At 64.2% G+C, this 20,217-nt stretch carries 22 protein-coding genes; 20 read left to right on the top strand and 2 right to left on the bottom strand.

Annotated features, from left to right (window positions below):
* The first annotated feature begins 95 nt into the window (after positions 1-95).
* The 3 genes from RH950_RS20430 to RH950_RS20420 all read left to right on the top strand — a co-directional run bounded on the left by RH950_RS20430 (position 96) and on the right by RH950_RS20420 (position 3,326).
* Positions 96-1,478 (top strand): aspartate aminotransferase family protein, encoded by a 1,383-nt coding sequence (locus RH950_RS20430; protein ID WP_350059598.1) that lies wholly within the window; start codon positions 96-98, stop codon positions 1,476-1,478.
* Between the two features lie 61 nt (positions 1,479-1,539).
* On the top strand, positions 1,540-2,139 hold the full coding sequence (locus RH950_RS20425) for a nitroreductase family protein (protein WP_350059597.1): 600 nt from the start codon (positions 1,540-1,542) through the stop codon (positions 2,137-2,139).
* Between the two features lie 191 nt (positions 2,140-2,330).
* Positions 2,331-3,326 carry an asparaginase gene (locus RH950_RS20420; protein WP_350059596.1) on the top strand — a complete coding sequence of 332 codons (996 nt, stop codon included), beginning with the start codon at positions 2,331-2,333 and terminating at the stop codon, positions 3,324-3,326.
* A gap of 61 nt (positions 3,327-3,387) precedes the next feature.
* Here RH950_RS20420 and RH950_RS20415 read toward each other — a convergent pair whose 3' ends face one another.
* Positions 3,388-4,380 carry a DMT family transporter gene (locus RH950_RS20415; RefSeq protein ID WP_350059595.1) on the bottom strand — a complete coding sequence of 331 codons (993 nt, stop codon included), beginning with the start codon at positions 4,378-4,380 and terminating at the stop codon, positions 3,388-3,390.
* A 250-nt stretch (positions 4,381-4,630) separates the two neighbouring features.
* Between RH950_RS20415 and RH950_RS20410 the strand changes: the two genes are divergently transcribed.
* The 7 genes from RH950_RS20410 to RH950_RS20380 all read left to right on the top strand — a co-directional run bounded on the left by RH950_RS20410 (position 4,631) and on the right by RH950_RS20380 (position 11,029).
* Positions 4,631-5,368, top strand: coding sequence for an aspartate/glutamate racemase family protein (locus RH950_RS20410; RefSeq protein ID WP_350059594.1), 738 nt, complete (start codon positions 4,631-4,633; stop codon positions 5,366-5,368).
* Between the two features lie 20 nt (positions 5,369-5,388).
* Positions 5,389-6,237, top strand: coding sequence for a GNAT family N-acetyltransferase (locus RH950_RS20405; protein WP_350059593.1), 849 nt, complete (start codon positions 5,389-5,391; stop codon positions 6,235-6,237).
* Between the two features lie 52 nt (positions 6,238-6,289).
* Positions 6,290-6,958: an aspartate/glutamate racemase family protein gene (locus RH950_RS20400; RefSeq protein WP_350059592.1), complete on the top strand. Its 669-nt coding sequence runs from the start codon at positions 6,290-6,292 to the stop codon at positions 6,956-6,958.
* 1 nt (position 6,959) lies between these two features.
* Positions 6,960-7,877, top strand: coding sequence for a polysaccharide deacetylase family protein (locus tag RH950_RS20395; protein ID WP_350059591.1), 918 nt, complete (start codon positions 6,960-6,962; stop codon positions 7,875-7,877).
* A gap of 263 nt (positions 7,878-8,140) precedes the next feature.
* Positions 8,141-9,121 (top strand): TRAP transporter substrate-binding protein, encoded by a 981-nt coding sequence (locus RH950_RS20390; protein WP_350059590.1) that lies wholly within the window; start codon positions 8,141-8,143, stop codon positions 9,119-9,121.
* A gap of 76 nt (positions 9,122-9,197) precedes the next feature.
* Positions 9,198-9,722 carry a TRAP transporter small permease gene (locus RH950_RS20385; RefSeq protein WP_350059589.1) on the top strand — a complete coding sequence of 175 codons (525 nt, stop codon included), beginning with the start codon at positions 9,198-9,200 and terminating at the stop codon, positions 9,720-9,722.
* Positions 9,722-11,029, top strand: a complete 1,308-nt coding sequence (locus RH950_RS20380; RefSeq protein WP_350059588.1) for a TRAP transporter large permease — start codon at positions 9,722-9,724, stop codon at positions 11,027-11,029. The genes RH950_RS20385 and RH950_RS20380 overlap by 1 nt, the downstream gene beginning before the upstream one ends.
* A gap of 12 nt (positions 11,030-11,041) precedes the next feature.
* Here RH950_RS20380 and RH950_RS20375 read toward each other — a convergent pair whose 3' ends face one another.
* A complete protein-coding gene (locus RH950_RS20375; RefSeq protein WP_350059587.1) occupies positions 11,042-11,506 on the bottom strand; it encodes a MarR family winged helix-turn-helix transcriptional regulator in 465 nt (154 codons plus the stop codon).
* Positions 11,507-11,656: 150 nt separating this feature from the next.
* Between RH950_RS20375 and RH950_RS20370 the strand changes: the two genes are divergently transcribed.
* From RH950_RS20370 to RH950_RS20325, 10 genes are all read left to right on the top strand, one after another.
* Positions 11,657-12,841, top strand: coding sequence for a 3-hydroxybenzoate 6-monooxygenase (locus RH950_RS20370; RefSeq protein WP_350059586.1), 1,185 nt, complete (start codon positions 11,657-11,659; stop codon positions 12,839-12,841).
* A gap of 38 nt (positions 12,842-12,879) precedes the next feature.
* Entirely contained in the window at positions 12,880-13,986 is a 1,107-nt protein-coding gene (locus RH950_RS20365) for a cupin domain-containing protein (protein ID WP_350059585.1), read from the top strand.
* A 26-nt stretch (positions 13,987-14,012) separates the two neighbouring features.
* Positions 14,013-14,600: a maleylpyruvate isomerase N-terminal domain-containing protein gene (locus tag RH950_RS20360; protein ID WP_350059584.1), complete on the top strand. Its 588-nt coding sequence runs from the start codon at positions 14,013-14,015 to the stop codon at positions 14,598-14,600.
* A 127-nt stretch (positions 14,601-14,727) separates the two neighbouring features.
* Positions 14,728-15,171 (top strand): hypothetical protein, encoded by a 444-nt coding sequence (locus RH950_RS20355; protein ID WP_350059583.1) that lies wholly within the window; start codon positions 14,728-14,730, stop codon positions 15,169-15,171.
* Between the two features lie 33 nt (positions 15,172-15,204).
* A complete protein-coding gene (locus RH950_RS20350) occupies positions 15,205-15,897 on the top strand; it encodes a MotA/TolQ/ExbB proton channel family protein (RefSeq protein WP_350059582.1) in 693 nt (230 codons plus the stop codon).
* A 7-nt stretch (positions 15,898-15,904) separates the two neighbouring features.
* Positions 15,905-16,312 (top strand): ExbD/TolR family protein, encoded by a 408-nt coding sequence (locus tag RH950_RS20345; protein ID WP_350059581.1) that lies wholly within the window; start codon positions 15,905-15,907, stop codon positions 16,310-16,312.
* Between the two features lie 4 nt (positions 16,313-16,316).
* On the top strand, positions 16,317-16,718 hold the full coding sequence (locus RH950_RS20340; protein WP_350059580.1) for an ExbD/TolR family protein: 402 nt from the start codon (positions 16,317-16,319) through the stop codon (positions 16,716-16,718).
* Positions 16,715-17,743 (top strand): energy transducer TonB, encoded by a 1,029-nt coding sequence (locus RH950_RS20335; RefSeq protein ID WP_350059579.1) that lies wholly within the window; start codon positions 16,715-16,717, stop codon positions 17,741-17,743. Before RH950_RS20340 ends, RH950_RS20335 begins: the two co-directional genes overlap by 4 nt.
* A 158-nt stretch (positions 17,744-17,901) precedes the next feature.
* On the top strand, positions 17,902-18,093 hold the full coding sequence (hemP, locus tag RH950_RS20330; RefSeq protein ID WP_350059578.1) for a hemin uptake protein HemP: 192 nt from the start codon (positions 17,902-17,904) through the stop codon (positions 18,091-18,093).
* Between the two features lie 102 nt (positions 18,094-18,195).
* A complete protein-coding gene (locus RH950_RS20325; RefSeq protein ID WP_350059577.1) occupies positions 18,196-20,211 on the top strand; it encodes a TonB-dependent receptor domain-containing protein in 2,016 nt (671 codons plus the stop codon).
* The last annotated feature ends 6 nt before the right edge of the window (positions 20,212-20,217 follow it).

Below are 20,217 nucleotides of genomic sequence, written 5' to 3'. Positions count from 1 at the left end.
CCACTTCAGTCAGACCCTCTGCGTTCTCCGGCACTAGGCTCCCTGTTGAGTCGCCCTGAGCCCATCCGGCTCCAACCAGCGCGCAGACGAAAGGAATGACGATGCTTACCAATGACCAGCTCGGTCAGTGGGACCGGGAAAACTTCTTCCATCCCTCGACCCATCTTGCCCAGCATGCCCGCGGCGAAACCCCGACCCGGGTGATCACCGGCGGCTCCGGCGTCTATATCGAGGACCGGGACGGCAAGAAGATGCTGGACGGGTTCGCGGGTCTCTATTGCGTCAATGTCGGCTACGGCCGTCCGGAGATCTCCGAGGCCATCGCGGCGCAGGCGAAGGAGCTGGCCTATTATCATTCCTATGTCGGGCATGGCACCGAGGCCTCGATCACGCTGTCCAAGATGGTGCTCGACCGGGCTCCGGCGAACATGTCGAAGGTCTATTTCGGCCTTGGCGGCTCTGACGCGAACGAAACCAACGTGAAGCTGGTCTGGTACTACAACAACGTGCTCGGCCGGCCGGAAAAGAAGAAGATCATCTCGCGCTGGCGCGGCTATCACGGCTCCGGGCTGGTGACCGGCTCGCTGACCGGGCTTGAGCTGTTCCACAAGAAGTTCGACCTGCCGCTGTCGCAGGTCATCCACACCGACGCCCCGTATTATTTCCGCCGCCCGGACCTTGCCCAGAGCGAAGCGGACTTCACCGCCCAGTGCGTCTCCGCGCTGGAAGCGCTGATCCAGCGCGAGGGCCCGGACACCATCGCCGCCTTCATCGGTGAGCCGCTGCTCGGCACCGGCGGCATCGTGCCGCCGCCGGCCGGATACTGGGCCGCGATCCAGGCCGTCCTGAAGAAGCACGATATCCTGCTGATCGCCGATGAGGTTGTGACCGGCTTCGGCCGGCTCGGCTCGATGATGGGCTGCGACCATTACGGCATCGAGGCGGATATCATCACCATCGCCAAGGGCCTGACCTCGGCCTATGCACCGCTCTCCGGCTCGATCATTTCGGACAAGGTCTGGAAGGTGCTGGAGCAGGGCACGGACGAGCTTGGCCCGATCGGCCATGGCTGGACCTACTCGGCGCATCCGATCGGGGCCGCCGCCGGTGTCGCGAACCTGGATCTGATCGACCGGCTCGGCCTGGTCGGCAATGCGAAGGAGATGGGGGCCTATTTCAACAAGGCACTTGCCGATGCGCTCGGCTCCCACACCCATGTCGGCGATGTCCGGGGCGAGGGGCTGATTGCCGCCGTCGAGTTTGTCGAGGACAAGGAGACGCGCAGCTTCTTCGACCCGTCCCGCAAGATCGGCCCGGCCATGGCGTCTGCCCTCTTGGATCAGGGCGTGATCGCCCGGGCCATGCCGCAGGGTGATATTCTCGGCTTCGCGCCGCCGCTCTGCCTGACCCGGGACGAGGCGGACATCATCGTCGGCGCCACGGTCAAGGCGGTGAAGCAGGTGTTCGGCGCCGTCTGACCAAACAGCTGCGCCGGGTTCCCGCTCGGGTCCCCGGCCGAGGCTACGCAGGGACGAAAGAATGTCAGATGGACTGAGCCTCAGCCTGGCGGATGCATTGCAGCAGCGCCGCTCCGGGCGGGTATTCTCCGGCTCTGCTCCGCTGGACCGGGAAATTCTTGTCGAGATTCTTCGCGCAATGCAGAGAGTGACCGGCGCGGAAGGCCGTCGGACTGCTCCGTCGGCAGGCGGCCTTCATACGTTGAAGCTGCGCGTCGCTGTGCAGGGCTGCAGCGGGATTTCGGACGGGGGTCACGAATATGATTCCGTATCCGGCACTGTTTCAGCATGTCCGGGCGGCGAAACGACACCCAGGCAAATCCAGTCCTGCTGTGTCGGCCCCTCCGAGTGGGTCGCCGCCGCTCCCGCCGTGATCCTCGTCGCCGGCAGGTTCGCGCCCCTGAGGGAGGCGTTCGGTGATCAAGCGCCGACTGGGCGCTGCGACCGGTACCTATGGCTGGAAGCCGGTTGCGTGCTGCAGAACGGCGGCTTGGCGGCAGCTGCGCTTGGCGCCTCGGCCTGCATCGTCGGCGGGTTCGATGATGATCGCATTGCCGCGCTCTTTGGCCTTGCCGCCCCGGACATGCCACTCGCGCTGCTGGCGCTGGGCATGCCCGGATAGGGTCAGCTCCGCTTGCTGCAGGCGGCGCGGGTCCGCGATACTTTTTGGTCATGGGGACCGTGACGAATGTGTGCTGTGAATCCTCAGCGCGTGACGCCATGATGTTGGGCTCCAAGATCTTCAAGAATGCCGGTGGAGTCAGGTCCGCCGCGGAATAATTCCTTCCTTCTCCAACTCCGGATGGGACCACCATGCGCAAGCCCAAGGTCGCGGTCATCGGAACCGGCGGCACCATCGCCTCTATCGGCAAGACTTCGCTCGACATCCTCGATTACGGCGCCACCAAGACCCTGATCGGGGTCGACAAGATCATCGACATGTTCCCTGAAGTGCATGGGGCGGCCGACATCGTGCCGGTGCCGTACCGGGCGATCCCGAGCCCGGCGGTCGGATTTGCCGAATGGCGCGAGCTGGTGCTGAAGATCGACGCGCTGGCGCAGGACCCGGATCTGGACGGTATTGTCGTCACCCACGGCACGTCTTCCATGGAAGAGACCGCCTATGCCCTGCATCTGACGGTGAAGGCGGATATTCCGGTGGTCATGGTCGGCTCCCAGCGGCCGTCGAGCGCGCTCTCCAGCGATGCCGGATTCAACCTGCTGAACGGAATCCGCACGGCGGGCTCGCCTGACGCCAGGGGCATGGGCGTGATGACTTTGCTGAATGACGAAATCCAGTGCGCCCGGGAGGTGACGAAAACCTCCAACTACCGGATGCAGACCTTCCGCTCACCGGATTTCGGCTGTCTCGGCCATGCCGACGGGGATGCGGTCGTCTTCTACCGCAAGCCGTTGCGCAGGCATGCCCCGGATACCGAGTTCGACATTCGCGGCATCGAGGCCCTGCCGCGGGTCGATATCGTCTATGCCTATGCCGATTCCGACGGGACGGCGGCCCGGGCCTTTCTCGATGCCGGTGCGGCAGGCATCGTCTCGGCCGGTTTTCCCCCGGGATCCTGCAGCCCGGGAGAGGAAGCGGCGCTGCGCGAGGCGGTATCCCGCGGCGTCACCGTCGTGCAGTCGAGCCGGGCCGGCAGCGGGCGGACCTTCAAGAGCACGAAACTCCAGGAATGCGGTTTCCTGGCGGCGGACAATCTCAACCCGCAGAAGGCGCGCATCCTGCTGTCCCTGGCGCTCACCGTCACCAGGGATCCGGCGGAGATCGAGCGGATCTTCCTGACCTACTGAGCCGTGGTGCGCGGATGGATGCAACGCTGTCCGGTGACGGATTGCCGCCGGTGTCGGCACGTCATTTCTTGACCGTCGCCGCGCGCTTTTCCGCCCGCACGGTGTAGAGCGAGGTGGCAATGATGATGACGGCGCCGATCGTGGTTTCGAGATCGGGGATTTCCGCAAAGACCAGGAAGCCGATCAGCGTGGCGAAGACCAGCCGGATATAATCCATCGGGGCCACGGCCGAGGCTTCCCCCTCCTTGAATCCCTGGATGTTGCAGAGCTGGCCGCAGACGGAGAACAGGCCGATGGCGCCCATGATGAGCCATTCGGTAAGGCTGGGCGTGACCCAGAAATACAGCGCCGGCGGCACCATCAGGAAACCGACCATGATGGCCTGATAGCTGAGAATGGTCACCGGGCGGTCGAATTGGGAAACCTTGCGGATGATGACCATGACGGCGGCCGCCGAAGCGGCGGCGATGACGGCCATCAGCGAATAGATGTTCAGGCCGTCCGGGCCTGGCTGCACCATCACCAGCACGCCGGCAAAGCCGATCAGGACGGCGAACCAGCGCCGCGGCCCGGCGATTTCCGCCAGCACCACCATGGCGAAGATGGTCACGAACAGGCTTTTGGCGAAGCCGAGCGCGGTGGCTTCCGCCAGCGGCAGATGAACGACGGCGGTGAAACCGCAGGTCATGGCGATCAGGGCCAGCACGACGCGGGTCATATGCAGCCCCACATGGCGGGTCTTCAGGATATCCGGGAAGCCGGAAATCAGGATCGGCAGCACCGTGCAGGTCATCACGATCTGCCGGAACAGCAGGATTTCAAACACCGGTATGGTGTCGCCGATCGACTTGATCAGCGCCACCATGCCGGTGAAGAACAGGGCGGCGATGGCGACCCATATGGCGCCGCGCGCATTGCCCGGCAGCGCCCTGAAGGGGACGGTGACGGGTTTTCCAAGCACGCCGAGATATGTCGCGAACCTGCCGAAAACGGTCTGTGCGGATTCCGGGGGCTGTGGTTCTTGCTGGGGCGTGTCGTCGGGCTTGGTGACCACGGCTGCGGGTCCTTCGGCGGCTGCGCGGGGCTGGCGGCCGCGATTACACTGAATCTGCTGGATGCGAGCTGATTGGGCGGCAATCTTCGCAGAAAGCGCCGCCGGCTGTCTACGCCCGGTCCCCGGCACAGGTGTCGTGCGTTAGGCTCCTGATCCAGCGTGTCGTGCAATCCTAAAGTGTTGCGGATCTGTGCGGATCAACGGAGAAAGCTTGCTCCTTCCCGGGTAATGGTATGGTGTAGACAGAGCCATGAAGATCCTCGTCATCAATCCGAACACGACCGCTTCCATGACGGACAAGATCCGTGAGACCGCGTGTGCCGTCGCCGCGCCGGGCACGGAGATCGTTGCCGTCAATCCGCTGGACGGGCCGGTCAGCATCGAGGGCCATTACGACGAGGCCTACTGCCTGCCCGGCCTGCTGGATGAGGCCCGGAAGGGCGCGGCGGACGGTGCCGATGCGCTTGTCATCGCCTGTTTCGACGATCCCGGGCTGGAAGCCTGCCGTGAGCTGCTCGAGATTCCGGTGATTGGCACTTGTGAGGCGGCCATGGCGGCAGCGTCCATGGTCGGGCACGGGTTTTCCGTCGTCACCACCTTGCCGCGGGCCGTGCCGATCATCGAGGCGCTGGCCTTCAAGTACGGTTTCGAACGGCAGTGCCGCCGGGTCCGGTCCGCCGAGATCCCGGTGCTGGCACTGGAGGAAGAGGGGGGCGCTGCTGCGGCCCGGGTGCGCGCCGAGGTGATCGCCGCCATTGAGGAGGACCATGCCGAAGCCATCCTGCTCGGCTGCGCGGGCATGACAGATCTCGCCGATGCGCTGACGAAGGAAACCGGCGTGCCGGTGATCGACGGCGTCGCGGCCGCGGTGAAGTTCGCCGAGGCACTGGTCGGGCTCGGCCTGAAGACCTGCAAGCGCCTGGCCTACGAGAGCCCGCGCCCGAAATCCTATGGCGGTGCCTTCGCGGCTGCTGCCCCGAAACCCTGAAGAAGGGGAGTTCCCAGCCCTTGGAAGCAACAGATTACGCAATCCGCGCCATGACCGGCGCCGAGATCGAGGAGGCGGTCGGCTGGGCTGCCGCCGAAGGCTGGAATCCGGGCGACCGGGATGCGTCCTGTTTCTCATCCGTCGATCCGGAAGGCTTCATCGGCGGTTTCCTCGGCGACCGCATGATCGCGTCCATTTCCGTGGTGAATTACGATACGGCCTTCGCCTTTCTCGGTTTCTACATCGTCCATCCGGATTTTCGCGGGCAGGGCTATGGCTATGCACTCTGGCAGGCCGGCATGGGGCATGCGGGCTCCCGCACGGTCGGCCTCGATGGCGTGGTCGCCGAGCAGGAGAACTACAAACGGTCCGGCTTCGAATACGCCTACCGGAACATCCGCTTCGGCGGCGTGCCGAAAGCGCTGTCTGTGCCGGAAGCGGCGTTTCTGAAGCCCCTGACCGCCGTTTCCGACGAACTTCTGGCCTATGACCGGACATTTTTTCCGGCGCCGCGCGACCGCTTTCTGGATGCCTGGATCCCGGCCCCGGGCCATGCCGGCATCGCCGCGACGCGGGAGGGCGTGCTTGCCGGTTATGTTCTGGTCCGGCCCTGCCGGTCCGGCGCCAAGATCGGGCCGCTCTTCGCCGACGACGCGGCCGTTGCCCGGCAGCTTGCGGTGGCTGCGATCGATGCCGCCGGGGGCGGCGAGATCTTCCTCGACGTGCCGGAACCGACTGCGGACGCCGTGGCGCTTGCCCGCGAGCTGGGGCTGGAGCCGGTCTTCGAGACCGCCCGGATGTATCGCGGGCCGGCGCCCGACATCGATCTCGGCCGGGTCTATGGCGTCACCAGTTTCGAGTTGGGCTGAGCGATGACGCGTGCCCGTCCGGACCATATTCTTCCTGCCCCGGGATTAATCCATGCCCTACAAACACAAGCTTCTTCTGATCAATCCGAATGCCACGGTCAGCGTTACCGAACGCATGGCCGTTGCCGCCCGCGAGGTGCTCGGCCCGGACTGGTATGTCGAGGAGATGACCAATGTCGGCGCGCCGCCGATCATCACCGACGATGCCGGGCTGAAGCTGGCGACGGATCTGATGGTAGAGGCGTTCGACAAGGGGCGCGATCCGCTGGATGGCGTGATGGTCGCCGCCTTCGGCGATCCGGCCCTGCAGGAACTGAAGGCCAAGCTGCCGGTCCCGGTGGCCGGTATCGCCGAAAGCGGCATGCTGGAAGCGGCGGCGATCGGCAATTTCGCCATCGTGGCGCCGACGCCGGACCTGTTCGATGCGATCACCGCGCTCTCCGTGCGCTATGGCGTTCGGGACCGGATGTCGGCGTTGCTGACCACGACGACGGATATCTACGTTCTGATGAACGAGCCGGACGCCCTGGTCGAGACCCTGCGGGAGATGATCGACGAAGCGGTGGCGCGGGGCGATGTCGACGCGGTGGTGATCGGCGGCGGCCCGCTGGCGGATGCAGCGAAGACCCTTGCCGCCAGCAACCCGCCCTGTCCGATCATCGGCCCGGTGCCGGCGGCGGCGCGGCGGCTGCGGACGCTCATTCTGGGCGAGGATGCGTGAGGTGAGCACTCGCGATTTCCTCGGCTACGGCAAGAACCCGCCGAATCCCGAATGGCCAGGCGGGGCGCGGCTTGCCGTGTCTCTTGTGGTGAATGTCGAGGAGGGGGCGGAATATTCCGTCAGCCTCGGCGACGGGCGGAACGAGGCTGTCTACGAGATCGTCGAGGAGGTCGAGGGAGCGCCCGACCCCTGCAAGGACACCCATTTCGACTACGGCACCCGTGCCGGCTACTGGCGCATCATGGACCTGCTCGACCGCTATGGCATGAAAGCCTACATGAACTGCTGCGCCCGGGCCCTGACCCTCTCGCCCTGGATGGCGAAGGACATGGTGGAGCGGGGCCACGAGATCGGATGCCATTCCTACTTGTGGGAACGCCATGCGGGGATGAGCGAGCAGCAGGAGCGGGAGATCATCGCCCGCTGCGTGACCGAAATCGAGGCCGCCGCCGGTGTCCGACCGGTCGGCTGGCACACCCGGTCCGCCTCAAGCCCCAACACACGGCGCCTGCTGGTCGAGGAGGGCGGCTTTCTCTATGACAGCGACGCCTATAACGACGATCTGCCCTTCGTGCAGCAGGTCGACGGGCACGCCCATGTGGTGCTGCCCTATGCCTTCGATACCAACGACATGCGGTTTCAGCGTGGCGGCGGTTTCACCTATGGAGACGATTTCGCGAAATACTGCATCGATGCCATCGACTGGCTCTGGGCGGAGGGCGCCACGGCGCCGAAGATGATGACCATCGGCCTGCATCTCAGGATCATCGGCCGCCCGGGCCGGATCGGCGGGCTGGACACGGTTCTGAAGCATCTGAGCGGGCTGGATGGGGTCTGGATCGCCCGGCGGGACGAGATCGCGCATCACTGGCGGGCACGTAACGGTCTGCCGGAATGGCGGGGCGGGGCGCCCGGTTGACATAACGGCCTGCCCGGTTTGCGATCACATGTGTATGCTGATTGCATAGAAACTAAGCAAGAATACGCAATGGAGACAGAGCAGAAATCTCCGAACCAGCTGAATAGAAACGATAAAGTTGGCGTCCAATCTGGACTCCTTCTTGCAAGCTTGGGGCAGGCGCAGAATTGCGCGGCCTCTCCCCGGGGGATGGCTCGCTAAGCGCTGTCTTCCTCTACAGGCGGTGTTCGGTCGCCTGAAAAAAACAAGAACAGGAGTGGCAAATGGGTAAAATGAAGACACTTTTGGCTTCCGCCGCGATGGGCGTCGGAATGCTGGCGACCGCGGGCAGTGCCCAGGCGGTGGAATGGATCATGGCGTCCGGCTATCCGGACAGCAACTTCCTGACCAAGAACCTCAAGATGTTCGTCGAGGACGTCAAGGGCAGCACGTCGGTCAATATCCAGCTGAACTCGCATGACAGCCTGATCAAGCTCGACGCGATCAAGACCGCCGTGCAGCGCGGCCAGATTCCGATCGGCGAAATTCGCCTCGGCGTCTATGGCAACGAAGACCCGATGTATGTCCTCGCCGGCCTGCCGTTCATCGCGCCGGATTATGCCGCCGCGTGGCTGCTGAAGGACCTGCAGAAAGAATATTTCGACGCCATCTTCAAGAAAGCCGGCATGCGGGTGCTGTTCTATCAACCGTGGCCGGGTCAGGGCTTCTACACCAAGTTCCCGGTGACCAAGGTCGACGACTTCGCGGGCAAGAAGCTGCGGATCTATTCCACGGCGACCCAGAAGATGGGTGAGATGCTCGGCTTCGACGCCACCATCCTGCCGTTCGCGGAAATCCCGCAGGCCTTCTCCACCGGCCTGATCGAGGCACTGTTCACCTCGCCGCAGACCGGTATCGACATCCAGGCATGGGACAATACCTCCAACTTCACCTATGCCGGTGCGATCTTCTCCAAGAACGCTGTCATCGTGAGCGAGAAGTATTTCGCCGCCCTGTCCGCTGAAGATCAGGCAGGCATCCTTGCCGCGGCCGAGAAAGCCGAACTGCGCGGCTGGGAAATGAGCGCGGAGACCACCGCTGCCCAGATCAAGGTGCTGACGGATAACGGCATGTCTGCCGCCAAGGCGCCGGAAGAGGTCACCGCCAGGATGAAGACCATCGGTCTCGAGATGATGAAAGGCTGGCGCGAAGGCGCGAGCCCGGAAGCGAACGCGATTCTCGATCGCTATCTCGCCCTGCAATAAGCCCTGTCGGCGGCCGCTTCCTCTGGGGCGGCCGCCGTTCCTTCCCGGACACCGAGCGACTTCCGAAAGACATCCCATGGCAGTACGAAAATTCCTGGACGGCCTCTATCTCTGGAGCGGCTATCTGGCGGCACTTTTTCTTGTCGCGATTGCGCTGACCATCGTGGCCCAGATCATCGGCCGGTTCTTCGGTGTTGCAATCGATTCAACCGAGAGCGCCGGCTTCAGCCTGGCGGCCTCGACCTTCCTGGGGCTGGCCTATACCTTCCGGTATGACGGTCACATCCGGGTCACCCTGCTGATCCGCCTGGCCAAGGGACCGATGGCCAGGGCGACAGAACTCTGGGGTGTCGGATTCTGCATCGCCGCCATGGGCTACATGACCTACTGGGCCTGCGACCTTGTGTATTTCTCCTACATGTTCGGCGATATCAGCCCGGGGCTGCTCGCCATCCCGTTCTGGATCCCGCGTTCGGCCATGGCGCTCGGCTCGCTGATCCTGACCATCGCCCTGGTGGATGAATTCATCGGTATCGTGAGCGGCAAGACGCCAAGCTATGTCGAGAACTCGACCGCCCTGTTCCAAAGGGAGGACGACTGATGGATGCCGGAACGATCTCCGCCATTCTCTTCATCCTGATGCTCGGCCTGCTGGCCTCGGGCATCTGGGTCGCGCCGACCCTGCTTGCGGTCGGCTACTTCGCCCTCGAATTCTTCTCCCCGGCGCCGGCCGGCTCCCTGCTGGCCAGCACGGTCTGGGACGCCAGCTGGAACTGGGCCCTGACCGCATTGCCGCTGTTCGTCTGGATGGGCGAGATCCTGTTCCGGACCCGGCTCTCGTCGGACATGTTCAATGGCCTCGCGCCCTGGCTTTCCCGCCTGCCGGGCGGGTTGCTGCATGTCAATATCGTCGGCTGCGGCGTCATGGCGGCGGTGGCGGGTTCCAGCGCGGTGACCTGCGCCACGGTCGGCCGGATGAGCATTCCCGAGCTGAAGAAGCGTGGCTATGACGAGAGGCTGTCCATCGGCACGCTGGCCGGATCGGGCACGCTCGGGCTGCTGATCCCGCCCTCGATCATGCTGATCGTCTATGGCGTCATCGCCCAGCAATCGATCTCGCGCATGTTCATCGCCGGTGTCGTGCCGGGCATCATGATCATCTCGATCTTCATGGCCTATGTCGCCATCCGCGCCCTGCTGAATCCGGAACTGGCCCCGCCGCAGGAAGAGCGTCTGTCCTTCATGGACAAGGTGAAAGCCTCGCGCCTGCTGTTCCCGGTGGTGCTGCTGATCTTCTGCGTCATCGGCTCGATCTATGGCGGTTTCGCCACGCCGACGGAAGCCGCGACCATCGGCGTGCTCGGCGCGCTGGTCCTGGCTTGGTTGTCGAAGTCGCTGACCTGGGCCTCCTTCATGGACAGCCTGATGGGCGCCGTCCGCACTTCCTGCATGATCGCCTTCATCCTGGCGGGGGCGGCTTTCCTCTCCATCGCCATGGGCTTCACCGGCGTGCCGCGGGTGCTGGCCGGCTATGTCGATGCCTGGAACCTCTCGCCGGGCATGCTGCTGGTGCTGCTGACCGTGCTCTACATCTTCCTCGGCTGCTTCCTCGACGGCGTCTCCATGATGGTGCTGACCGCCGCCGTGGTCCTGCCGATGGTGGAAAGCGCCGGGATCGACCTGATCTGGTTCGGCATCTTCACCGTGATCGTGGTCGAGATGGCGCAGATCACCCCGCCGGTCGGCTTCAACCTGTTCGTGCTGCAGGGCATGACCGGGCGCGACCTGATTCAGGTGACGCGGGCCTCGATGCCGTTCTTCTTCCTGATGCTGCTCGGCATCCTAATCATCTCGGTCGTACCGGAACTGGTGACCTGGCCGGTCGAGTACATGATCCGGAAGAACTGATCGGCGACGACGTCACTCCGGCTCGATCAGGGGCGCCCGGCTCATGGCGTTTCCGGCACTGGCGAGTTTTGCCGCAAGCCGGAGGAATTCCGTGCGCTCTGCGGGCTCAAGCCCGTCGGTCATCGCTCTCTGGATTTCCTGCACCAGCGGCGTTACCGCCCGGTAGAGGCCGTGGCCGGCCTCGGTGAGATGCATCTCCCGGGCGCGCCGGTCGCGCGGGCTGATCTTGCGGATCACCAGCCCTTTTGTCTCCAGCTTGTCGAGAACCGTGCCGATTGTCGCCCGGTCATAGGCGATCAGCCCGGCGAGGGTTGCCTGGTCGATGCCGGGCTTCTGCTCCAGCGTGGCGAGGCAGGCATATTGCACCGGCGTCAGATCGTGGCCATTGGCCTTCAGATGATCCTGAAAGACCGAGACCGAAATCTGGTTCAGCCGCCGGATCAGGTGCCCGGCCATGGCATGTATCGTCAGACTCACGGCGCTCCAGTGGCCCGGTCGGGTCCATCATCGACATTATAGTAAGTATGCTTATCAACTTGACCTTTGGATGCAACAGGTATTCTGTTGGCGGTGGAATAACGCCTTTAACCGAATGGCCGCGCAAGACGGCCCGGGCAGGGAGGATAGATGGCGGACCGACCCATACTCATTGCCGGGGGCGGCATTGGCGGCCTTGCGGCTGCCGCCGGGCTTGCCCGGAACGGTTTTCCATCGCTCGTGCTTGAGCAGGCGGCCGAACTGGGCGAGATCGGGGCCGGTATCCAGATCGGCCCGAACGGCTTTCATTCCTTCGACTATCTCGGCATCGGCGACGCGGCCCGGGCGCAGGCGGTCTATATCGACGCGCTGCGGCTGATGGATGCGCAGACCGCCGAGGAGATCGCCCAGGTGCCGCTGGGGGAGGATTTCCGCCGCCATATGGGCAACCCCTATGCCGTGGTTCACCGGGCAGACCTGCACAAGGCGCTATTGGATTACTGCGTTGCCAGCCCATTGGTCGAGTTGCGGACCAGCCACAAGGCGACCGGATACGAGCAGGATGGAAACAGCGTCACGCTGTTGCTGGATGGCCGCGATCCAATTACCGGCAGCGCGCTGATCGGCGCCGAAGGGCTGCATTCACCTGTGCGGTCTCAGCTTGTCGGCGACGGGGCGCCGCGCATTTCCGGACACACCACCTACCGCTCCGTCATCCCGACCGAACAGATGCCGGAAGATCTGCGCTGGAACGCGGCGACGCTCTGGGCCGGGCCGAAATGCCATATCGTCCATTACCCGCTGAAAGGCTGGAAGGTCTTCAATCTGGTGGTGACCTATCACCGGGACCTGCAGGAAGCGATATCCGGCCGCCCTGTGTCGAAGGAAGAGGTGGCGCAGGGTTTCGAGCATATCCACCCGCGCGCCCGGCAGATCATCGAGCATGGCGATAACTGGAAGCTCTGGGTGCTGTGCGACCGGGACCCGGTGGATAATTGGGTCGATGGCCGCGTGGCCCTGCTCGGCGATGCCGCGCATCCGATGCTGCAATATTTCGCCCAGGGCGCCTGCATGGCGATGGAAGACGCGGTCTGCCTGGCGGAGACCATGAGACGCGGGGACGGCGATATCGAAGCCGTACTGAACAGCTATCAGCAGCAACGCATCGCCCGCACCGCCCGGGTGCAGGTCGGCAGCCGGCTGATCGGCGATTATGTCTATCACCCGGACGGGGCGCTGGCGGCGGCACGCAATCAGGTGCTGTCCAGCCGGACGCCGGCCGAATGGTATGACCGGCTGCACTGGCTCTATGGCTCGAACGGATTGCAGAATTGAGCGCGGCAGCTGCCGCGACACGAATAACGGAGGAAGAGATGAGCACGGAACAGGATCATTCGAACGTCGCACATGCCATGCAGCCGGACGACAGCCCGGAGCTGCGCGCGCTCTACAAGGGGTTCGAGGACGAGCATCTGATGCCACTCTGGACCCAGCTTGGCGATCTGATGCCGATGCATCCGAAGCCGAAGGCCGTGCCGCATGTCTGGAAATGGTCGAAGCTTCTGCCGCTGGCGGAAAAATCGGGTGAGTTGGTGCCGGTCGGACGGGGCGGGGAGCGCCGGGCCATCGGCCTCGCCAATCCGGGGCTCGGCGGCAATGCCTATGTCAGCCCGACGCTCTGGGCCGCGGTGCAGTATCTCGGCCCGAAGGAAACCGCGCCGGAGCACCGGCATGCCCAGAACGCCTTCCGCTTCGTCGTCGAGGGCGAGGGAGTCTGGACGGTGGTGAATGGCGACCCGGTGCGGATGAGCCGGGGCGATTTGCTTATGACACCGGGCTGGCATTTCCATGGCCACCACAATGTCACCGACAAGCCGATGACCTGGATCGACGGGCTGGATATCCCGTTCTCCCAGCACAACGATGTCGGCTTCTTCGAGTTCGGCTCCGACACGGTGACGGATTACGCGACGCCGGATTTCTCCCAGGGCGAGCGGCTCTGGTGCCATCCGGGGCTCCGCCCGCTCTCCGGCCTGCAGGACACGGTGAGCACGCCGATCGGCGCCTATCGCTGGGAATTCACCGACCGGGCCCTGACAGAGCAGCTGCTGCTGGAGGACGAGGGCCAGCCGGCGACGGTCGAGCCGGGCCATGCGGCCGTCCGCTATGTCAATCCGACCACGGGCGGCGACGTGATGCCGACCATCCGCACGGAATTCCACCGGTTGCGCGCAGGCACGGAGACGCGGCCCCGGCAGGAGGTCGGCTCCTCCGTCTTCCAGGTGTTCGAGGGCACCGGCGCGGTGGTGATGAACGGGGTGGAGCACAGGCTGGAGAAGGGGGACATGTTCGTCGTGCCGTCCTGGATCCAGTGGTCCTTGCAGGCGGAATCCCGCTTCGATCTGTTCCGCTTCTCCGATGCCCCGATCATGGAGCGGCTGAATTTCGCCCGCACCAGGATCGAAGGCGTGCAGGACTGATCTGTTCTGGAGCCCGGGGGGTGGGAATGAGCGACTCTCTGGAGGCGGAACGCGCCGCATTGCGGGCCCGGCTCGGCAGTGGCGCCCGTTATGATTCCCCGGCGGCCCCGGCGGAGGACCTGATCCTTGCCCGCCGGGGCACGGCCTATTTCGCCCGCAAGCTGAACGAGCTGACCGACCGTGATCTCGACGCGCCGTCGCTTGTGTCCGGCTGGACCCGGCGGCATCTGGTCGCCCATATCGGCTATCACGCCCGGGCACTGACCCGGCTTGCCGATTGGGGCCGGACCGGTATCGAGACGCCGATGCATGCCTCGGCAGAGGAGCGGGATGCCGAGATCGGGCTTGGCGCGACATTGCCGGCCCAGGCGCTGCGCCATCTGTTCACCCATTCGGCCGTGCATCTGAACGTGGTCTGGCGCGATCTGGAAGATACGCACTGGGACGCGCCTGTCCGGACGCTGGACGGAAGTGTGATGGAACTGCGTGACCTCCCGATGCTGCGGGCCCGCGAGATCTGGCACCGGGCGCTGGCGCTCGGAAATGGCGGCGCCGCGCGTGACCTGCCCGCGCCGGTGCGCGACCCTGAAACGGGCATTCCGACGGAAAACTGAATCCGGCCGGCTTCGGTGCCGAAGCGCGCCACGACAGTGGTTGCAATCGGCATGTCGTTCCTGTACCAAATCCTCAAGACAATAATGAGAATGACTCGCATTAATATTTGTTCTTGAAGGCAGGCTCATGGGCTTCGCGCGTTTTTTCAGAACTGGTCTCGCCGCGCTTGCTGCAATGGCGGTTTCGCTCCCCGTCCTGGCCGCGGACATGCCGGAAAAGCGGCTGCTTCTTGAGCTGAACAAGCTCGAGAGCGTGGGGGCGGACTGCCGCACCACCTGGGTCGTGAACAACACCACGGGAACAGGTCTTGAAACGGTGAAGCTCGATTTCGTCGCCTTCGATCTGGATGGCATCGTGGTCCGGCGCGTGATCGCCGACATGGGACCGGTCCATACCGGGCACACGCGGGTCAAACTGTTCGATCTGAAGAACATCCAGTGCGGCAAGGTCGGCCGGGTGCTGATGAACGGCGTGACCGCCTGTCAGGGCGGAGGCGCATCCGTGACGCCGGGGCTCTGCGCCGACAGCCTGCAGACGGCATCGCGGGCCATTGTGCCCTTCACGCAATAACCGGATCGCCCTGGTGGCGGCAGGAGAAGATCAATGACGGCAGCGATCGAGCAGATCAGGGAGTTCATGGATGCGGGCGGGCCGATCATGTATCTGCTCGCGGTCATGTCCGTGGCGGCGACGACCGTATTCGCGTCGAAGATGGTGCAGTTCCTGATGCTGCGCCTGTGGAACGGCCGGGAGCGGGACGAGGCCCTGGCCATGTGGCGTTCCGGCCACGGCAGGGCCGCCCTCGACCTGCTCGAGGACGGCACGCATCCGGCGGCGGCGATTGCCCGCTATGCCATGCAGCTCCGGCGCAACCGGGATATCTCCGAACCGGCGGCGCGGGAGGAAGTGGAACGGGTCGCCGCGCTGTTCATGGACAGGCTCTCTTCGGGGCTGCGTCTGCTGTCGGCCATTGCCATGCTGAGCCCGCTGATCGGCCTGCTCGGTACCGTGATCGGCATGATCGACGCCTTCCGGGCGCTTGAGGATGCGGGCAGCAAGGTCGATCCCTCGATCCTTTCCGGCGGCATCTGGGTGGCCCTGCTGACCACGGCTGCCGGTCTGGTGGTCGCGATCCCGGCGACGGCGGCGCACCAGCTGGTCGACGGCATCGTCGAACACGCGGGACGGGCGATGGAGGATGCGGCGACGCAGGTCTTCGCCGCCGCGCCCGGACCGGCGCGCCGGATCGAGACGGCCAACGCGATTGCCGACGCGGCGCTTCAGGGCGCGGAGTGAGGCCATCATGCGGTTCAGTGCCGGGCGCAGGCGCCCCACGGCGGAGATCAGTCTCACGCCGCTGATCGACGTCGTCTTCATACTGCTCATCTTTTTCATGCTGGCTTCCAGCTTCCTCGACTGGCGGGCCATCGGCCTGAAGACAGCCAAGCTGGGGAACATGGCGGGAGCGGCGTCCGAAGGCTCGGTGCTGGTGAAACTGCGCGCGGATGGCGATTACCTGGTCTCCGGCGAGCGGATGAGCCGGGCGGGTTTCGCCGACCGTCTGCAAGCCCTGGCCGGGCGCGCGCCCAAACCCCGGATCGTGGTCGAGGCGGAGACGGGCGTGCCGGTACAGGCCTTGGTCAGGACCGTGGACATGGCGGCCGAACAGGGGCTGACCGATGTGACCCTGGCGAGCCGGTCGGAGCCCTGACGCCATGCGGCTTCTCAAACCCGGGAAGAAATCTGCGGCCGAGAATGTCCTGCCGCTGATCAACGTCGTCTTCCTGCTGCTGATCTTCTTCATGCTGGCGGGCGCCCTTGAGAAGGCCGAGCTGCTGGAGATCACACCGCCGGAAACAGCAAGCTCAGGGCAGCCGGACGACACCACGGCACTCCTGCTGATCGCGGCAGACGGGCGTCTCTCCTTCCGGGATGAAATCCTTGCGCGGGCCGATGTCGTCGGCCGTCTGAAAGCCTACTTTGCGGCGCATCCGGACGGGCGCCTGAAGCTGAAGGCCGATGCGCAGAGCGATGCGGCGATGGTTATCGCCCTGATCGAGGAGTTGCGCGCGGTCGGGCTCAAGGAGCTCGGTCTGCTGGCGACGGGGGCCTCATGAACGCGATCCTGGACCGGCGCGGCACTGGTCCCTCGATGATCGCCGGTTTTGCCGCCGCGCTGGCAGTGCATGGTCTGGCGGTTCTGTCCTTCGCGGCGTTCGAGCCGCCCGCGACCAGCAGCGCGGATACCGGCGAGGGCGGCCTTGTCGTGATGATGGGGGATGCCGGCGGGATCACGGCACAGACCGTGGCGGAGACCGTTTCTGCCGCCGCGGCAAGCGGTTCGCCCGACGGAGAAGCGGTGGAGGCAACACCGGAACAGGCGGTTGCGGTGCCGCCGCCGGAAACGCCGGTGACGGAAGTCTCGGATATTGCGCCGGCGCCGACCGTTCCGGTCGAGATGGTGGAAGCTGACCCCGTTGAGGCTGAAACCGTGGAAGCCGCCGAGCCCGTGGCCGAGCCCGTTCCGCAGGAAGCCGTCGTCGCCGAAGCTGTCGAGAGTGTGCCGGTGGAAACCGAGACCGCGGCTGTCGAGCCTCCACCCCTGCCGGTAACACGTCCCACGCCGACCCGGGCGGCCACGTGGGTCAAGCCCGTTGAGACCAAGCTTGTTGCGGCGAAGCCGGCGGAGGCCGCACCGCCGCCGCAGGTCTCCGAGGCGAAAACGGCCGACGCGGTATCGCAAGCGCAGACGAAGAGGGGGAGTGGCGTGATCGACGCGGCCTCCTCGGCGCCGAACCGTGCCGCAGGCCCGGGGCAGACCCAGGCGTCCTCTGGCGGTGGCGCTGCCGCCGGAGCGCGTCAGTCCTACAACGCGTCGGTCCTCAGCTGGCTGGAACGGCATAAGAGATACCCGCGAGCGGCCCGGCTCAGGCGGTATGAAGGAACGGTATCCTTCAGTTTTACGATCGACCGCTCCGGAAAGATCCTCAGAAGCGCCATCGTGAAGAGTTCCGGCAGGAAAGTTCTGGATGAGGCGCTCCTGGCGCTTCTGAAGCGGGCCGATCCGTTACCGCCGACGCCGGCCGAAGTGCCGGGACCGACCTTCGATTTCAGCACCGCCATGGTTTACGTTCTTCGGTAGGCCGCTTCCCGCGCTGTTCTGTGGGTCAATATCGACATGCATTTTTACTAATGAGAATGATTTGCATTTGTAAAATTGATCGTTTATGACAACAGCATCAAATCTGGCGGGGGGATCCGCTTCGCGTTCGTGACATTGCACATGGAGGAGCCGAATTGTTGGCGGGGATATCTTCGGACGAGCCGGGCGACGTACCATCGGCCGGTACTGAATCACCCAATTCGAATGAACGGAACCGCATTCATGTCAGCGAGCTCATGGGGGATGAACGGGAAGTCTTCCTCCTGTTCAACGGTGCCGAATACAGATTGCGTGTGACCAACAACAACAAGTTGATCCTCACGAAATGAACCAGCCTGCCGGAGGGTTTCTCCGGCTTCGACAGTCAATAGCCACCCAGCCACTTCGCTAGGCAGCAAATCAGCAGCGTCCTGAGACGAAGAGGTTTTTGAATGCGTGTAGCTATTGCTGCGGCGGCGACCATCGCCACCGCTATGGTGTCGTCCGCCCATGCCGGCGAGGCCACCCAACTTGACCGGATCGTAATTTCCGCGGGTAAGGAGAAAGTGGCAATCGAGACGCCGCAATCCGTGTCTGTCGTGGATCAGGAAGACCTGGATGCGGCACAGCCGACGACAATCGGCGATGTGCTGACCGACCTGCCGGGCGTCAAGGCCATCGGATCGGAACGGGTGCTCGGTGAAAGCTTCAATATCCGCGGCATCGGCGCGCTTGGGGCCTCGGACGAGAACCGCCTGATTGTCCGGGTCGACGGCGCCACCAAGTTCCATGAACAGTACCGGATGGGCTCCTTCTTTGCCGATCCGGAGCTCTTCAAGGGCATCGAAGTGCTGCGTGGACCGGCATCCTCGACCCTTTACGGTGCCGGTGCGCTTGGCGGGGTCATCGATGTGACCACCAAGGACGCGGCCGATTACCTGAAAGGCGACGATAAATACGGCTTTCGCCAGAAGCTCGAATTCCAGAGCAACGAGTCCGGATTCCTGACATCCAGTATTGCCGCCGCGCGGCCTGTCGAAGGCCTCGACCTGCTCGGCGCCTTCAATTACCGGCGGGCGGGTGAATATGAGGACGGAGACGGCAATGCGGTGACCGGCTCCGATTTCGAGGCACCGTCCGGCCTGCTCAAAGGCACCTATCAGTTCGGCCCCGATAGGGAGCACAAGCTCCGGGCGTCCTACCAGCACTGGATGACCGAGGACAAGAACGACAATTACGCGCAGACCAATACATCGGTCCAGTTCGGCAATATCGACCGGGACGTGACCGACCAGACGGGCGTGCTGAGTTACAATTACCAGCCGGGCGGCAATCCGCTGATCGATCTGGAACTTTTCGGTTCCTACTCGAATACCGAAGTCGACCAGTATAATTCCACACTCAAGGATATCAGCACGTCCGCGCTTTTCCAGGACACGTTCTACGCCTATGAGACATGGCAGGCGCGGGCCGAGAACACAGCGGCATTCACCGGCGACAATTACGAAAACTACCTCATCACCGGTGTCGGCTACGCCTTCCAGACCCGGACAGCGGATCAGCCGACCTCCAGCACGAACGCCTCCGGCAGCATCAGCTTCCATCCGGGCGGCGAAAGCGCGCAATACGGCGCCTATGTCCAGAACGAACTCGTTCTCTGGGACAAGCTGACCCTGATTCCGGGGATGCGCGTCGACTACACCGAGCTCACGCCGGCGGGCAATCTGAGCGTGAGCGAGAGTGTCGAGAACACGGCTTTCTCGCCGAAACTCGCGGCCCACTATCAGCTGACGCGGAACTGGGGTGTTTTCGGCTCAGCCTCCTATACGGAGCGCATGCCGGTCCTCGACGAGGTCTTTGACAGCACAAGCGGCAATCTTAATCTCGACCCGGAAAAGTCCTTCAACGTTGAGGGTGGTATCGCAGCGTCCTTCCGCGATGTCGCGCTTGCGGACGATGCCTTCACCGCGAAGACGACGGTCTTCCACAACGATGTCAAGGATCTGATCGAACGCGCGGACACCCGCTCCACCTACTACAATGTCGGCGAGGCGGAAATTGTCGGTGTCGAGTTCGAGGCCTCCTACCAGTCCACCTATTTCTTCACCCGTGCCGCCTACACGGCGATCCGGGGCGAGAACAAGGAGGACGATACAGACCTCAATTCCATCCCGGCGGACGAACTCGTCCTGACCGTCGGCGGCCGGATGCCGGACTACAATGTCGATTTCGGCTGGCGCGGTGTCATGGCGGCGGGCCAGGACAAGGTCTCCGGCACCACGCTGCCGACCTCCGGCTACACGGTGCACAACCTGTTTGCCAGCTGGAAGCCGGATGAGGGCCTGCTGCAGGATTCCGAATTCCGCTTCGGCATCGAGAACCTTCTCGACAAGACCTATCGCGAGCATCTGTCCGGCGACAATGGCGCCGGCCGGACCTTCCGTATCACGCTCGCGCATCAATTCTAGGGAGAC

Source organism: Nisaea sp. (assembly GCF_040217065.1).
Taxonomy (GTDB): Bacteria; Pseudomonadota; Alphaproteobacteria; order Thalassobaculales; family Thalassobaculaceae; genus Nisaea.
The sequence above is the reverse complement of the archived record's forward strand: the minus strand, read 5'-3'. Positions and strand labels throughout refer to the sequence as shown.

What these genes read in the sequence shown, in the direction of transcription:
- RH950_RS20430 (WP_350059598.1), top strand. Translation starts at nt 96, where the DNA reads ATGACGATGCTTACCAATGACCAGCTCGGTCAGTGGGACCGGGAAAAC.
- RH950_RS20425 (WP_350059597.1), top strand. Translation starts at nt 1,540, where the DNA reads ATGTCAGATGGACTGAGCCTCAGCCTGGCGGATGCATTGCAGCAGCGC.
- RH950_RS20420 (WP_350059596.1), top strand. Translation starts at nt 2,331, where the DNA reads ATGCGCAAGCCCAAGGTCGCGGTCATCGGAACCGGCGGCACCATCGCC.
- RH950_RS20410 (WP_350059594.1), top strand. Translation starts at nt 4,631, where the DNA reads ATGAAGATCCTCGTCATCAATCCGAACACGACCGCTTCCATGACGGAC.
- RH950_RS20400 (WP_350059592.1), top strand. Translation starts at nt 6,290, where the DNA reads ATGCCCTACAAACACAAGCTTCTTCTGATCAATCCGAATGCCACGGTC.
- RH950_RS20390 (WP_350059590.1), top strand. Translation starts at nt 8,141, where the DNA reads ATGGGTAAAATGAAGACACTTTTGGCTTCCGCCGCGATGGGCGTCGGA.
- RH950_RS20385 (WP_350059589.1), top strand. Translation starts at nt 9,198, where the DNA reads ATGGCAGTACGAAAATTCCTGGACGGCCTCTATCTCTGGAGCGGCTAT.
- RH950_RS20380 (WP_350059588.1), top strand. Translation starts at nt 9,722, where the DNA reads ATGGATGCCGGAACGATCTCCGCCATTCTCTTCATCCTGATGCTCGGC.
- RH950_RS20370 (WP_350059586.1), top strand. Translation starts at nt 11,657, where the DNA reads ATGGCGGACCGACCCATACTCATTGCCGGGGGCGGCATTGGCGGCCTT.
- RH950_RS20365 (WP_350059585.1), top strand. Translation starts at nt 12,880, where the DNA reads ATGAGCACGGAACAGGATCATTCGAACGTCGCACATGCCATGCAGCCG.
- RH950_RS20360 (WP_350059584.1), top strand. Translation starts at nt 14,013, where the DNA reads ATGAGCGACTCTCTGGAGGCGGAACGCGCCGCATTGCGGGCCCGGCTC.
- RH950_RS20355 (WP_350059583.1), top strand. Translation starts at nt 14,728, where the DNA reads ATGGGCTTCGCGCGTTTTTTCAGAACTGGTCTCGCCGCGCTTGCTGCA.
- RH950_RS20350 (WP_350059582.1), top strand. Translation starts at nt 15,205, where the DNA reads ATGACGGCAGCGATCGAGCAGATCAGGGAGTTCATGGATGCGGGCGGG.
- RH950_RS20345 (WP_350059581.1), top strand. Translation starts at nt 15,905, where the DNA reads ATGCGGTTCAGTGCCGGGCGCAGGCGCCCCACGGCGGAGATCAGTCTC.
- RH950_RS20340 (WP_350059580.1), top strand. Translation starts at nt 16,317, where the DNA reads ATGCGGCTTCTCAAACCCGGGAAGAAATCTGCGGCCGAGAATGTCCTG.
- RH950_RS20335 (WP_350059579.1), top strand. Translation starts at nt 16,715, where the DNA reads ATGAACGCGATCCTGGACCGGCGCGGCACTGGTCCCTCGATGATCGCC.
- RH950_RS20325 (WP_350059577.1), top strand. Translation starts at nt 18,196, where the DNA reads ATGCGTGTAGCTATTGCTGCGGCGGCGACCATCGCCACCGCTATGGTG.